The sequence below is a fragment of the Pseudoalteromonas sp. NFXS53 genome, assembly GCF_056629255.1.
Genome location: NZ_JBWVBR010000002.1, coordinates 389,369 through 403,710, shown reverse-complemented (window position 1 = coordinate 403,710; position 14,342 = coordinate 389,369). Strand labels below are relative to the sequence as shown.

At 41.5% G+C, this 14,342-nt stretch carries 15 protein-coding genes; 14 read left to right on the top strand and 1 reads right to left on the bottom strand.

Annotated elements, in window-relative coordinates; all coding sequences use genetic code 11:
* Window positions 1-199: 199 nt before the first annotated feature.
* On the top strand, window positions 200-409 hold the full coding sequence (locus AC1HJP_RS04650; protein ID WP_475161732.1) for a hypothetical protein: 210 nt from the start codon (window positions 200-202) through the stop codon (window positions 407-409).
* 57 nt (window positions 410-466) lie between these two features.
* Here the strand turns inward: AC1HJP_RS04650 and map are convergent, their stop codons facing one another.
* Window positions 467-1,255: a type I methionyl aminopeptidase gene (map, locus tag AC1HJP_RS04645; RefSeq protein ID WP_480360610.1), complete on the bottom strand. Its 789-nt coding sequence runs from the start codon at window positions 1,253-1,255 to the stop codon at window positions 467-469.
* A 264-nt stretch (window positions 1,256-1,519) separates the two neighbouring features.
* On the opposite strand from map, the gene rpsB reads away from it, so the two are divergent.
* The 13 genes from rpsB to lpxA all read left to right on the top strand — a co-directional run bounded on the left by rpsB (window position 1,520) and on the right by lpxA (window position 14,284).
* On the top strand, window positions 1,520-2,248 hold the full coding sequence (rpsB, locus tag AC1HJP_RS04640; RefSeq protein ID WP_404393968.1) for a 30S ribosomal protein S2: 729 nt from the start codon (window positions 1,520-1,522) through the stop codon (window positions 2,246-2,248).
* 104 nt (window positions 2,249-2,352) lie between these two features.
* A complete protein-coding gene (gene tsf, locus AC1HJP_RS04635) occupies window positions 2,353-3,204 on the top strand; it encodes a translation elongation factor Ts (RefSeq protein WP_058030521.1) in 852 nt (283 codons plus the stop codon).
* Window positions 3,205-3,353: 149 nt separating this feature from the next.
* Window positions 3,354-4,091, top strand: a complete 738-nt coding sequence (gene pyrH, locus AC1HJP_RS04630; RefSeq protein WP_138481234.1) for a UMP kinase — start codon at window positions 3,354-3,356, stop codon at window positions 4,089-4,091.
* A gap of 23 nt (window positions 4,092-4,114) precedes the next feature.
* Complete coding sequence (frr, locus tag AC1HJP_RS04625) at window positions 4,115-4,672, top strand: ribosome recycling factor (RefSeq protein WP_421963075.1); 558 nt, start codon at window positions 4,115-4,117, stop codon at window positions 4,670-4,672.
* A 76-nt stretch (window positions 4,673-4,748) separates the two neighbouring features.
* Window positions 4,749-5,522 (top strand): isoprenyl transferase, encoded by a 774-nt coding sequence (locus AC1HJP_RS04620; RefSeq protein ID WP_480360609.1) that lies wholly within the window; start codon window positions 4,749-4,751, stop codon window positions 5,520-5,522.
* Between the two features lie 11 nt (window positions 5,523-5,533).
* Window positions 5,534-6,400 carry a phosphatidate cytidylyltransferase gene (locus AC1HJP_RS04615; RefSeq protein ID WP_480360608.1) on the top strand — a complete coding sequence of 289 codons (867 nt, stop codon included), beginning with the start codon at window positions 5,534-5,536 and terminating at the stop codon, window positions 6,398-6,400.
* On the top strand, window positions 6,397-7,587 hold the full coding sequence (gene ispC, locus AC1HJP_RS04610; protein ID WP_480360607.1) for a 1-deoxy-D-xylulose-5-phosphate reductoisomerase: 1,191 nt from the start codon (window positions 6,397-6,399) through the stop codon (window positions 7,585-7,587). The genes AC1HJP_RS04615 and ispC overlap by 4 nt, the downstream gene beginning before the upstream one ends.
* Before the next feature lie 2 nt (window positions 7,588-7,589).
* A complete protein-coding gene (rseP, locus tag AC1HJP_RS04605) occupies window positions 7,590-8,942 on the top strand; it encodes a sigma E protease regulator RseP (protein WP_480360606.1) in 1,353 nt (450 codons plus the stop codon).
* Between the two features lie 68 nt (window positions 8,943-9,010).
* Complete coding sequence (gene bamA, locus AC1HJP_RS04600) at window positions 9,011-11,482, top strand: outer membrane protein assembly factor BamA (protein WP_480360605.1); 2,472 nt, start codon at window positions 9,011-9,013, stop codon at window positions 11,480-11,482.
* Between the two features lie 58 nt (window positions 11,483-11,540).
* Entirely contained in the window at window positions 11,541-12,011 is a 471-nt protein-coding gene (locus tag AC1HJP_RS04595; protein WP_480360634.1) for an OmpH/Skp family outer membrane protein, read from the top strand.
* Window positions 12,011-13,048 carry a UDP-3-O-(3-hydroxymyristoyl)glucosamine N-acyltransferase gene (gene lpxD, locus AC1HJP_RS04590; RefSeq protein WP_480360604.1) on the top strand — a complete coding sequence of 346 codons (1,038 nt, stop codon included), beginning with the start codon at window positions 12,011-12,013 and terminating at the stop codon, window positions 13,046-13,048. The genes AC1HJP_RS04595 and lpxD overlap by 1 nt, the downstream gene beginning before the upstream one ends.
* 10 nt (window positions 13,049-13,058) lie before the next feature.
* Window positions 13,059-13,511, top strand: a complete 453-nt coding sequence (gene fabZ, locus AC1HJP_RS04585; protein WP_138481217.1) for a 3-hydroxyacyl-ACP dehydratase FabZ — start codon at window positions 13,059-13,061, stop codon at window positions 13,509-13,511.
* Window positions 13,511-14,284, top strand: a complete 774-nt coding sequence (lpxA, locus tag AC1HJP_RS04580; RefSeq protein WP_058030511.1) for an acyl-ACP--UDP-N-acetylglucosamine O-acyltransferase — start codon at window positions 13,511-13,513, stop codon at window positions 14,282-14,284. Before fabZ ends, lpxA begins: the two co-directional genes overlap by 1 nt.
* Window positions 14,285-14,342: the final 58 nt, after the last annotated feature.

Genomic DNA, 14,342 nt, shown 5'->3' with positions numbered 1-14,342 from the left:
CTGTAAGTTTTACACTAAGTTGCTGTGAATTGCGAGCTAAGGAGCATAGAACAAGGTCAAACGTCTAGTTCTTCAACGGGCTTGAATTCTTAAGAACGTTCGATGTATTTGTTTTAGGTTCATTTGTTAATTTGGTGTTGATGAGGTGTGGGTTATATGTTTTTATAAACTTGGTTTTAATGAACAACAAGGAAAAGACATGAAAAATACATTTAAAACTTGCTTAATTGCCTCAATAACATTTATTTCTGCATCACTTGCGCCTATTGGTGAATCGATTGCTTTACCAAGTGGTGGTTCTTATATTTGTGATAGATCAGTGCTTTATTATGTTTATTTTGAAGGCGGTGAATTTAAAAGGATCCGAGTCTCAGGAAAATGTGAAGGAACAGGCTTCTTAGATTTATAAAATCCAAAAAAATGCCAACTTATTAAGTTGGCATTTTTAGCATTAGAACAATAAATCTTAATTGTGCTCTATTACACGGTCTATCGTCTCATCATTACGTAGTGTTAAAATTTCAACACCATTGTCAGTAACAAGCAACGTATGCTCCCACTGAGCTGACAAGCTACGGTCTTTAGTGACAACTGTCCAACCATCTTTTAGCAATTTACACTGACGCTTACCCGCATTCACCATAGGTTCAATCGTTAAGCACATGCCTGCTTTTAAGGTTTCGCCTGTGCCAGGTTTACCATAGTGCATCACTTGTGGCTCTTCGTGGAATTCAGCTCCAATACCATGGCCACAATATTCACGCACGATAGAGTAGCTAAAGCCTTCTGCGTATTTTTGAATCGCTGAACCGATATCACCTAAACGCACACCCGGCTTAACCATTTTAATTGCAAGGTATAAGCTTTCTTGTGTGATCTGAGCTAAACGCTTGCCTTGAATACTAGGTGTACCAACGTGGAACATCTTTGATGTGTCGCCGTGGTAGCCATCTTTAATCACGGTAATATCGATATTGATGATATCGCCGTCTTTTAGAGGCTTTTCATTTGGGATACCGTGACAAATTACATGGTTTACTGAAGTACAAATTGATTTTGGAAAACCATGATAGTTTAGAGGTGCAGGCACAGCATCTTGAACGTCGACAATATAATTGTGACAAATGGTGTTTAGCTCTTCAGTTGTTACCCCAGGCTTCACATGAGGTTCAATCATTTCTAAGACTTCAGCCGCTAAGCGACCGGCAACACGCATTTTTTCGATTTCTTCAGGGGTTTTAATCACTGCACTCATTGAGGCTCCAATCGTTAATTTTTTACTTTGCAATAACGCACAAATTTTAGTCGTATCGTTGAATCTGGCGCTTTAATATGGTATAAAGCGCGCCGTCTTTTTACAAATTTATCTTTCAAGATAGTTTGTAGTTAAGACAAACATACTTTTTATATTAACACACACACATATCGACACATACACTTGGGTGCAGGTAATTATATATTACGTGTTGGTGCTATGGGATATGTGGAGGCCTAACCCTAAATATTAGAGGAAATTAAAATGGCAAACGTTTCAATGCGCGATATGCTTCAAGCTGGTGTTCACTTCGGTCACCAAGCACGTTACTGGAACCCTAAGATGAAGCCGTTCATCTTCGGTGCACGTAACCGCGTTCATATCATCAACCTAGAAAAAACTGTTCCTATGTTCAACGATGCACTTAAGTTCTTACAGAACGTTGCATCTAACAAAGGTAAAATCCTTTTTGTAGGTACTAAGCGCGCTGCAAGCGAAGCAGTTAAAGAATCAGCTCTTCAAAGCGATCAGTTCTACGTAAATCACCGTTGGTTAGGTGGTATGTTGACTAACTGGAAAACAGTTCGTCAATCAATCAAGCGTCTTAAAGACCTTGAAGCTCAAAGCCAAGACGGTACTTTCGAGAAGCTGACTAAAAAAGAAGCGCTAATGAAAACGCGTGAAATGGAAAAGCTTGAGAAGAGCCTTGGCGGTATCAAAGACATGGGCGGTCTTCCTGACGCTATCTTTGTAATCGATGCTGACCACGAGCACATTGCAATCCGTGAAGCTAACAACCTAGGTATTCCAGTAGTATCTGTAGTTGATACTAACTCAAACCCTGATGGCGTTGACTTCATCATCCCAGGTAACGATGACGCGATCCGCGCTATCCAGCTTTACACTGGTGCTGTTGCAACTGCTATCACTGAAGGTCGTGAAAGCAACATCGTTGCACAAGCTGAAAACGACGATTTCGTAGAAGCTGAGTAATTAGCTGTCATCAAGCCTTCATCAAACTAAGGTGAAGGCTTGATATTCTTGAAGAGCGGTCATTCCGCACCCCGAAATAAAACTTCATATTTGAGGATATACTAATGGCTGTAACTGCTGCCCTAGTTAAAGAATTACGCGAGCGTACTGGCGCTGGCATGATGGATTGTAAAAAAGCACTAACTGAAACTAACGGTGATATCGAGCTAGCTATCGAAAACATGCGTAAGAGTGGTGCTGCTAAAGCTGCTAAGAAAGCGGGTAACATCGCTGCAGAAGGTACAATCCTAATCAAGCAAGGCGAAGGTTTTGCTGCACTTCTAGAAGTTAACTGTCAGACTGACTTCGTTGCTAAAGACGAAAACTTCCTAGGTTTCGCTAACACTGTACTTGACGCTGCTGTTGAGTCAAAAGGTGATATCGAAGCTCTTAAAGCTCAGTTCGAAGAAACTCGTGTTGCGCTAGTTGCTAAAATCGGTGAAAACATCAACGTTCGTCGCGTTGAGTACATCGATGGTGACAAACTTTCTGCATACCGTCACGGCGACCGTATCGGTGTTGTTGTTACTGGTGATGCTGACGAAGAAACTCTTAAGCACGTTGCTATGCACGTTGCTGCTTCTAAGCCTGACTTCGTTAACCCTGAAGACGTGCCAGCTGAAGTTGTTGAAAAAGAAAAAGCAGTTCAAGTTGAAATCGCTATGAACGAAGGTAAGCCTGCAGAAATCGCTGAGAAGATGGTTGTAGGTCGTATGAAGAAGTTCACTGGTGAGATCTCTCTTACTGGTCAAGCCTTCATCATGGAACCTAAGAAATCTGTTGGCGAATTCCTTAAAGAGAAAGGCGCTTCAGTTTCTAACTTCATCCGTTTAGAAGTTGGTGAAGGTATCGAGAAGAAAGAAGAAGATTTCGCAGCAGAAGTTGCAGCGCAAATCGCAGCAGCTAAAGGCGAGTAATTTTACTCATGAAGCAGAGGCAAAAAGCCACATTTAGGCAGCATTTGCTTTTGCTTCAATGCTGAAAATTCTTTAGAATAACCGCGCATTTATGAGTTTCATAAGCGCGGTTATTTTTTATCCCCACTTTTACATATGGCCCTGAGATTATGACTACGAATAGAAAACCTGTTTTTAGACGCGTTCTTCTTAAATTAAGCGGTGAAGCTTTAATGGGAGATGAAGGCTTTGGTATCGATCCAAAAGTATTGGATCGTATGGCGCAAGAAATCAAAGAGCTTGTAGAACTCGACGTAGAAGTAGGTTTAGTTATCGGTGGCGGTAACTTCTTACGTGGTGGCTCATTAGCAGAAGCGGGTATGAACCGCGTAGTTGGCGACCACATGGGTATGCTAGCAACTGTAATGAATGGTTTAGCAATGCGTGACGCACTTCACCGTGCATTTGTAAACGCACGTCTTATGTCTGCTATTCCGCTTAATGGTGTATGTGACGCATACAACTGGGCTGAAGCAATTAGCTTATTAAAGTCTGGCCGCGTAGTGATCTTCTCTGCAGGTACAGGCAACCCATTCTTCACAACAGATTCTGCGGCGTGTCTACGCGGTATTGAAATCGAAGCTGACACCGTAATTAAAGCAACAAAAGTTGATGGTGTATTCAGCGATGACCCAGTGAAAAATCCAGAAGCGACACTTCACCGTCATTTGACTTATAATGAAGTGATCGACAGAGAATTAAAGGTGATGGACTTAGCGGCATTTACGCTAGCTCGTGACCATAATATGCCTTTGAGCGTATTTAACATGAATAAACCAGGTGCGCTTAAACGCGTTATCATGGGTGAAGAAGAGGGTACCCTTATTTCTTCACAAGTAGCTGAATAATCTACAAAGACTAGGATTGAATTGTGATTAACGATATCAAAAAAGACGCTGAAGAGCGCATGAAAAAAAGCGTGGCAGCACTTGCTAGCCAGCTATCTAAAATCCGTACTGGTCGTGCACACCCTGCATTATTAGACGGTATTACAGTTTCTTACTATGGTGCAGACACGCCTCTAAACCAAGTAGCAAACGTAACAACTGAAGATTCTCGTACATTAGCAATCAATGTATTCGATAAGTCTTTAGCACAAGCAGTTGAAAAAGCGATCATGTCTTCAGATTTAGGTTTAAACCCTATGTCTGCAGGTACCGTGATCCGTGTACCACTTCCTCCGTTAACAGAAGAGCGTCGTAAAGACCTTATCAAAATTGTACGTGGTGAAGTTGAAGGTGGTCGTGTTGCTATTCGTAACATCCGTCGTGATGCGAATGGCGATATCAAGTCGCTACTTAAAGACAAAGACATCTCAGAAGATGAAGCACGTCAAGGCGAAGAAGAAATCCAAAAGTTAACAGACAAGTATGTTAAAGAAATGGATACTCAATTAAGTGCGAAAGAAGCTGAATTGATGGAAATCTAACCAGCTCAAATTTATTAGTTTTGAAACGCCGTCTAGGGTATACTAGGCGGCGTTTTTTTTTACCTAAATCGGAATTATGGTTTTAAGTACTGAAACAGTTTCAAAGCAGTCTTTGCCTAAACATGTTGCTATTATCATGGACGGGAATGGGCGTTGGGCGCAAAGCCGCAATCGTCCTCGTACATATGGACACAAAAAGGGTGTAGATTCCGTTCGTTCGGCTGTTCAGTTTTGTACAAAACTGGGTATTGAATCGTTGACGCTTTTTGCTTTTAGCAGTGAAAATTGGCGACGACCTGAAGATGAAGTCAGTACCTTAATGGAACTGTTTTTATTCGTCTTATCTAAAGAAGTTAAAAAACTACATAAGAATAATGTAAAACTGACTATTATTGGTGATATTTCACGCTTTCCTGAATCCTTACAAGATAGGGTAAAAGCGGCACATGAATTAACCGCTAATAATACAGGTCTGAAATTAAATGTTGCGGCAAATTACGGTGGCCGTTGGGATATTGTACAAGCCGCTCAATCTATGGCGCAGCAAGTACAAGATGGCCAACTTACTGTGAGAGATATCACAGAAGACGCTTTGTCAGCACAATTAAGTATGGCAGATCAAAGTGAATTAGACTTGTTGATAAGGACTGGCGGAGATTGCCGCATCAGCAACTTTTTACTTTGGCAGGCAGCTTATGCTGAGCTCTATTTTACAGATACACTTTGGCCTGATTTTAATGAAGAGGCTTTTTCTGAGGCAATTGCCTGTTTTGTATCTCGAGAGCGACGCTTTGGCTGTACCGGCGAACAAATAAAACAATTACTTGCCGAGTCCAAAACAACAAGTTAAAGGTTATTAATTTGCTTAAATTACGTATTTTAACGTCAGTGGTACTAGCGCCACTGGCTATGCTTTTGGTGTTTTATACGCCGCTATCACTATTTAGTTTTATAGCTGGTGCGATTACACTTCTGGGTGCTTGGGAATGGTCTTCATTGATGGGCCTGAAAAAAATGGCGCAAAGAGGCGCTTTCGTTGCTTTAGTTGCCGCTATTCTTGGCGCACTTCATCTACATTGGCCCATCGAATCACTTTGGCAAAATGGGCAATTATTGTCTGATGCGAACTATGTTTTCACCCTTGCATTTGCATGGTGGTTAGTTGCTACTTTTCTTGTTGTTAAATACCCAAGTATGTCTCGTGCGTGGTCAGAGGGTCTTGTTATGAAGGCTGTAGCAGGCTTGCTAACACTCGTGCCGCTTTGGCTTGCACTCAATGTCTTACGTAGTGCTGAATACCAACAATCGGAGTTATTTGGTTCAACCCTGATTATGGTGGTACTGGGCATTGTTTGGAGTGCAGACATAGGTGCTTACTTTGCGGGTAAAAATCTAGGTAAGCATAAGTTAATGCCAAAAGTAAGCCCAAATAAAACCATTGAAGGGTTAGTAGGTGGTTTACTTACTGCGGTTATCTTTGTCGTTATCTTCTGTGCTTGTGCTGATGTTGAGCAAGCGATGTGGCCAGTTTATGCCTTATTAACTGTGTTTATCGCACTGTTTTCAGCCGTAGGCGACTTACTAGAAAGTATGTTTAAGCGTGAAGCAGGTTTAAAAGATTCAGGTAGCTGCTTACCTGGCCATGGTGGTATCTTAGACCGTATTGATAGCCTCACAGCAGCAGCACCAATATTCGCACTTTGTTATGCTTGGACGGTAGCGTTATGAGCATTCAACAGGTAGTGATCCTAGGCTCAACAGGGTCAATTGGTGTTTCTACTTTAGATGTGATATCTCGCAATGCTGATAAATTTTCGGTATTCGCCTTAGTTGCAGGTCGTAATGTTGAGGTAATGCGTCAGCAGTGCCAGACATTTAAACCAAAATTTGCGGTGATGCAATGTGAACAAGCGGCAAAGCAACTGAAGGATGACTTAGCAGGAACCGAGATTCAGGTTCTGACAGGCGTTCAAGCAATGCGAGACGTGGTTTCTCACAGTGACGTTGATATCGTTATGTCTGCGATTGTAGGAGCAGCAGGTTTGTTGCCGACAATTAGTGCGGTCGAGCACAGCAAAAAAGTACTTTTAGCGAATAAAGAGTCTTTGGTGATGTCGGGCCAAATCTTTATGGATAAAGTGAAGCAACATGGTGCGACCCTGTTGCCGATAGATAGCGAACATAATGCTATCTATCAAAGCTTACCAAGTGCTTTCCAGCAGCATTCAGATCCTAAACTTGAACAGTTCGGTATTCGTAAAATACTGTTAACTGGTTCAGGTGGACCTTTCTTAAATCGAGATATTAATACTTTAGCTGATGTAACCGTTGAAGAAGCTGTTGCTCATCCAAACTGGTCTATGGGTCAGAAGATCTCAGTAGACTCTGCGACCATGATGAATAAAGGCTTAGAGTTTATCGAAGCTAAGTGGTTGTTTAACTGTGATGCAGACGATATCGAAGTGGTGATCCACCCACAAAGTATGATCCACTCAATGGTACAGTATCAAGATGGCTCTGTGATTGCACAAATGGGACAACCTGATATGCGTACACCAATTGCCTACGGCTTGTCTTATCCTGAACGAATAGATGCAGGTGTCGCACCTTTAGATTTCTCACAAATTTGTGATTTTACTTTTACAAAACCGGATTATCATCGTTATCCGAATTTAGCGTTAGCAATAGAAGCTTGTAAAACGGGGCAAGCCGCAACCACAGCTGTGAATGCGGCAAATGAAATTGCAGTTGCAGCATTCTTGAATAAACAAATAAGTTTTACAGATATTTATAAAGTAAATGCTGAGGTACTGAGTCGCATCGCGATTACAAACCTCTTAGATATTGATGATGTGCTTGCTCAAGATAATGAAGCAAGAGTTTTAGCTAAAAACATACTTAAAACCATGGAGTGATTATGTTTGAGTTTTTCTGGCACTTAGGGTCTTTCATTGTAGCATTAGGTATTTTAGTTACTGTGCATGAATATGGGCACTTTTGGGTTGCACGAAAAGCGGGCGTAAAAGTTTTAAGGTTTTCAGTAGGCTTTGGAAAGCCTTTGTGTCGTTGGCATGACAAACTTGGCACTGAGTATGTGATTGCCATGATCCCACTTGGTGGTTATGTAAAGATGCTCGACGAGCGTGTCGAAGCCGTCGACCCTAGCGAAGCGCATCTTTCTTTCAATAACAAATCAGTCTGGTCTCGCATTGCCATTGTTATAGCAGGCCCAATGGCCAACTTTATCTTTGCTATTTTCGCGCTGGCACTCATGTATATGATTGGCGTGCAAAATGCTAAACCTGTGGTAGGTGATGTGCACGCACAAAGCCGAGCAGCATCGTCACAATTACAGTCGGGCGATCATATTTTAGCCATGGGTGGCCAAGATGTACTTTCTTGGCAAGAAGTCACCTTCAGTTTGATGTCTCACTTAGGTGAGCAATCAGTCGACGTCAAAGTGCAAGATGCACAGCAGCAAATTCAGATTCGTACCATCGACTTAACTGGCTGGAAGCTAGATAAAAAAGATCAACCGCCACTAGATGCGATTGGTATCGTGCCATACAGACCTGCTTTAACACTCACTATCGGTCATGTTGCAAAAGGCTCAGCAGCAAGCCAAGCGGGTTTACAAGTAGGAGATAAGCTTCTTGCTGCAGATGGTCAAGAAATCGAACAATGGCAATCTCTGGTCAGTCTTGTACAAGCTTCACCTAATAAAGCCATTCAGCTGGAGGTGATGAGAAATGGTTATCGACAAATCTTATCAGTAACCCCAGAAGCGAGAACTGGACCAAATGGCATCCAACAAGGCTTTTTAGGTGTCGTTCCTCAGTTAGAAAGTTGGCCGCCAGGGTACATTGAAACTAGACATTATGGGCCATTGGATAGTATTGTGCTTGGCGTACAAAAGACCTACGCATTGATCACATTGAGTTTTGACATGATTGGTAACTTAATCACCGGCAAAGTGTCAGTCAATAATTTGAGTGGTCCAGTAGGAATTGCAGTAGGCGCGGGTACCAGTGTCAGTTATGGGTTGGTGGCTTTTCTCAGTTTCTTAGCGTTAATAAGTGTCAATCTTGGAGTTTTTAATTTATTGCCGCTGCCAGTATTAGATGGCGGGCATTTAATGTATTACATAATTGAACTTATTCGCAAAAAACCAGTCTCTGAAAAGACACAAGAGTTAGGTTACAAAATTGGGGCGATGTTGCTTCTAGGCCTAACCTGTTTTGCATTGCTTAATGATGTTTCAAGGTTATAGACCAAAATGTCATTTAAAGCCTCAAAGCGCTATGTACGCTAATAGTTGTAAAGGATAAAGATAATAAAATGCCGATAAAAAAACATCTCGCAGTAACCAGTTTACTTGGCGCAAGCTTTGCGGCAGCTGGGCAAAGCTCCTTTATCGTAGAAGATTTAAAAGTTGAAGGTTTACAGCGTGTAGCATTGGGTGCTGCACTGACCCATATTCCAATTAATGTGGGTGATAACATTGATGAATATACGATTTCTCAAACAGTCAAAGCGTTATACAAATCAGGCCACTTTGAAGACATTTCAGTTTATCGTGATGATGAGCTTCTCATCTTTAAAGTAAGAGAAAGACCAACAATTGCGTCTATTGAATTTGATGGCAATAAAGACATCAAAGATGAGCAATTAAACGACAGTTTAGAGCAGCAGAATATCCGTGCTGGTGAGCCTTTAGATCGAACTGTTTTATCGAACATTGAGAAAGGCTTGATCGACTTCTTCCATAGCATTGGTAAATATAATGCCAAGATCGAAGTGAGCATCACCGAGCTGCCACGTAACCGTGTGCGTTTAAACCTTGATTTTGAAGAAGGTGACGCAGCGTCAGTTAGACAAATTAACTTAGTTGGTAATGAATTGTTTTCTGACGAAGAGCTGTTAAACCTTGTTGAATCTCAACAAGACTTACCTTGGTGGAAGTTCTTATCTAACGACCGTTACCAAAAGCAAACGATTGAAGGCGATTTAGAAAAAATCAGAAGCTATTATTTAGATAAAGGCTATCTGCGTTTTAACATCGACTCAACACAAGTATCAGTGAGCCCAGAGCGTGAGTCAGTGTATGTCACAGCTAATATCACAGAGGGTGAACAGTACACGGTTAAAGGCTTTGACTTTATTGGTGACTTATTAGGTCGTGAAGAGCTGCTGAAGAGTATTATCCCACTTAAAACGGGTGAGCTTTACAATGGCTCAGTGGTAACAGCTTCAGAAGAATACATTAAAAGTTATTTAGCGCGCTTTGGTTATGCAAATGCCGAAGTTCGTACTATCCCTGAAATTGATGACGAGAATAAAGAAGTAAAACTAACACTTTCAGTCAATCCAGGTAATCGAATTTATGTTCGCCGTATTATGGTCAATGGTAACCAAATAACCGCAGATGAAGTTGTGCGTCGAGAAATGACGCAACTTGAAGGCGCATGGCTATCTAACCAGAGTCTTGAGCGTTCAAAACTGCAGATCCAACGTCTACCTTATATGGAAAATGTTGAGTTTGAAGTAAAACCAATAGCTGGTATTGATGACCAAGTTGACGTTGACTTCACCGTTAAAGAGCAACCTGCAGGTAGCTTCCAAGCGGGTGTGGCGTATGGTTCATATGCAGGTCTGCAGTTCAATATTGGTGTTAGCGAATCAAATTTTTTAGGTACTGGTAACCAGTTAGCGTTTAATATCAACACGTCAAAAGGCTCAGACCGCTACAGTATCTCATACACTGACCCTTACTTTACACCAGATGGTATATCTCAAGGTACCAGCATTTTCTATAATAATTACGATTCTTCTGCGTTTAGTCTAGTACCTTATAAATCTAAGAGTTATGGTATTGGTACAAACTTCGGCTTCCCAATCGATGCGGTGAACCGTATCAATTTCGGTGGTCGCTGGATTGAAGAAAGTTTATCTGACATTGCAGACTACGAGCAAACACGTATTATGCGTTTGGCGTTCTTTAACCCTGATAACCCAGACGCAGCCTATGAATTTACCAAATATGAGTTAAGTGTAGGTTGGTCTCGTATTACGGTTAACCGTGGTATGTTCCCTACAGCGGGTTCTCGTCAGTCATTAACTTTGAATGCGACAACGCCGAATTCAGATCTTAACTTCTTCAAGGTTAACTACAATTCTCGTTTCTATTGGCCAATCAGTAATGACCACCGTTGGGTATTCTCTACCAGAGCGGCATTAGCATATGGTAACGGATATGGTTCAACGAACGGTTTTGATCAAATTTTACCGTTCCAAGAGTATTTTAGGATCACTGAAGAAGAATTACGCGGCTTTGACAGAAATACAATTCTGCCAGAGGCAATTAGAAGAGTGACTAAGCCAATTGACGGGTCAGTTTTACCTGATGGCAGTTCAACAGGTACAATTGGGTCGGCATCAGAGTTTGACCAACTCTATTTGTCAGGTCGAATTGGTGGTAATGCCAAAGCAGTGGCAGGGATGGAGTTAATCGTTCCAACCCCATTCTTAGATGAAGAGAATACAAGTTCTGTCAGAACGAGCTTCTTCGTTGATGCTGCTAACGTTTGGGACACCGAGTTTGATATTGACCGCTACTCTGACTTAGCGGAAGATCAGGTTAATAAATTACGTGACTTCGCAGACCCAGGTCGCTTCAGAGTATCGACAGGTCTGTCACTACAATGGATTTCCCCTATGGGACCTATGCTGATTAGCTTTGCTTATCCACTGAAGAAAGAAGACAAAGACGAAACTAAAACTATCAGCTTTAATATAACGAATACATTCTAAGGAGTTTTTTGTGAAAACGATTATAAAAACAACGGCATTAAGCATTTTAGCAGCATTAATGATGGGTACTTCTGCAAGTGCATTAGCGCATAAAGTAGGTATTGTAGATATGCAATCTATCTACCAGCAAATCCCGCAAATGGCTAAGATCGAGCAACAGCTTCAATCTGAATTTGCTGAGCGCCGTCAAGAACTAGAAAAGCTACAAGGTGATGTGCGTTTTGAAATGGAAAAATTTCAACGTGAAAGTGCCACAATGAGCGATGAGCAAAAAACAGCGCTTCGCGACAAAATTCAAGGCATGCAAAAGCAACTTGCTGAAAAAGGTCGTCCTTTAGAGCAAGAAATTAAAGCACGTCAAAACCAAGAGTTAGCAAAAGTACAAAAGCTAATCATTGAAACCATTCAGTCTGTAGCTAAAAACGGTAAGTTTGATGAAGTCAAAGTAAAAGATACGACAATTTACTTTAACCCTGATAAAGTAACCGACCTTTCTAGCAAGGTTGTTGAAGCAGTTAGCAAAAAGTAATGACAAAACAATATACCCTCGCTCAAATTAGCGAATTTTTAGACGCATCCCTTGAAGGGGATGCGTCTCATTGTATTGAGAAGATAGCAACTTTAGCGAATGCTAAAGGAACAGATATCGCTTTTCTAGCAAATAAAAAATATCGTACTCAGCTTGATGAAACTCAAGCGGGTGCAGTGATTATTTCTGAAAAAGAAGCCGCACTGTTCTCTGGCAATAAAGTAATTGTAAAAGACGCTTATATCGCTTATGCAAAACTTGCGCAAATGATGGATACTACGCCGGCTTGTGCCAATGGTATTCACCCGAGTGCCGTAATAGATGAAAATGCACAGCTCGGTGAAAACGTCAGTGTCGCTGCAAATGCGGTTATTTCAGCGGGTGTTGTGCTTGGTGATAACGTACAAATTGGCGCAGGGTGCTTTGTTGGTGAAAACACTAAAATAGGACAGGGCACAAAGCTTTGGGCTAATGTGAGTGTTTATCATGATGTTAAAATTGGTGAACATTGTTTATTCCAATCTGGTGCGGTCATTGGCAGCGATGGTTTTGGTTATGCAAATGAGGCTGGTAAATGGGTGAAAATTCCACAGCTAGGTAGAGTGATTATTGGCGATCGCGTAGAGATTGGTGCGAGCACAACCATCGACCGTGGCGCTTTAGATGACACCATCATCCATGACGATGTAATTTTAGATAACCAAATTCAAATCGCACACAATGTTGAAATTGGTCAAGGTAGTGCAATGGCAGCTTGTTCAGTGATTGCAGGCAGTACAACCGTTGGTAAATATTGCCAAATTGCAGGTCTTGTGGGCATCAACGGGCATATTGATATTTGTGATGGTGTAATGCTGACCGGCATGACCATGGTGACGAAGTCAATCACTGAGCCCGGTGCATATTCTTCAGGTATGCCGCACACCACTAACAAAGAATGGCGTCGTAACATGGCGCATTTTAGAAATTTATCTGATTTTAAAGAGCGTATTAAAGAGTTAGAAACGCGCTCATCTCAAAAAACAGTTGATGAATAAGGATACTATTTTGGCTAACGAATTAAACAGTTTTGATGTTCAAGAAATCATGCGTTTATTACCACACCGTTACCCTATGCTTTTGGTAGATAAAGTGGTCGATTTTCAGCCGGGTGATTACTTGCATGCGGTAAAAAATGTTACCGTGAATGAGCCAATTTTTACAGGTCACTTTCCTGACCAAAAAATCTTCCCAGGTGTACTTATTTTAGAAGCTATGGCACAAGCAACTGGCTTATTAGGTTTTAAAACAGTGCAAAATACTGGCGACAACGAGCTATACTTGTTTGCAGGCGTTGATAATGCACGTTTTAAACAGCCTGTAGTACCAGGCGATCAGATGCATATTCACGTTAAGTTCGAAAAAGAGCGTCGTAATATTTGGCGTTTTTCAGCAGAAGCAAAAGTAGATGGTAAGGTTGTATGTAGTGCAGACCTTATGTGTGCAAGAAGAGAGTTTTAATGTTAATTCATCCTACTGCAGTTATTGAACCAGGCGCCCAACTTGGCGAAAACGTTAAAGTAGGGCCTTACAGCTATATTGGTAATGATGTTGTTATCGGAGATAACACGATTATTGAATCTCACGTAGTTGTTAAAGGGCCTTCGACGATTGGTAAAGGAAATCACTTTTATCAGTTTGCGTCTATTGGAGAAGCCTGCCAAGACAAAAAGTACAAGGATGAACCAACTCAATTAATCATGGGTGACAACAATATTGTTCGAGAATGTGCGACGATTCACCGTGGCACAATTCAAGATCAAGGCGTGACTAAAATAGGTAGTAACAACTTATTTATGGCTTACACGCACATTGCTCATGATGCAGTGATTGGTAATAATGTCATTTTTTCAAATGGCGCAAGTGTAGCAGGTCACGTTCATGTAGGTGATTGGGCTATTCTAGCTGGTAATACCGGTGTACATCAGTTCTGTAAAATTGGTGCTCACGCATTTATTGGTATGTACTCTGGTGTGAGTAAAGATGTTCCACCATTTGTGACAACAACAGGAATGCCAGCAAAACCTGCAGCAGTGAATACCGAGGGTATGAAGCGCCGTGGGTTTGAAAGCGATGAAATTATGGCGGTTCGTAGAGCGTATAAAGCACTTTATAGAAAGGGCTTAACACTAGATGAAGCAGTTGCTTCTCTGGCTGACGATGCGAAACAGTTTGCAGCAGTGCAAAGCATGATTGATTTCTTAGACACGTCTGAGCGCGGCATTATTCGCTAGCCTTGACGGTTTATTTAAAGCATGTACAAACGCCATACAATTTAATGTGTATGGCGTT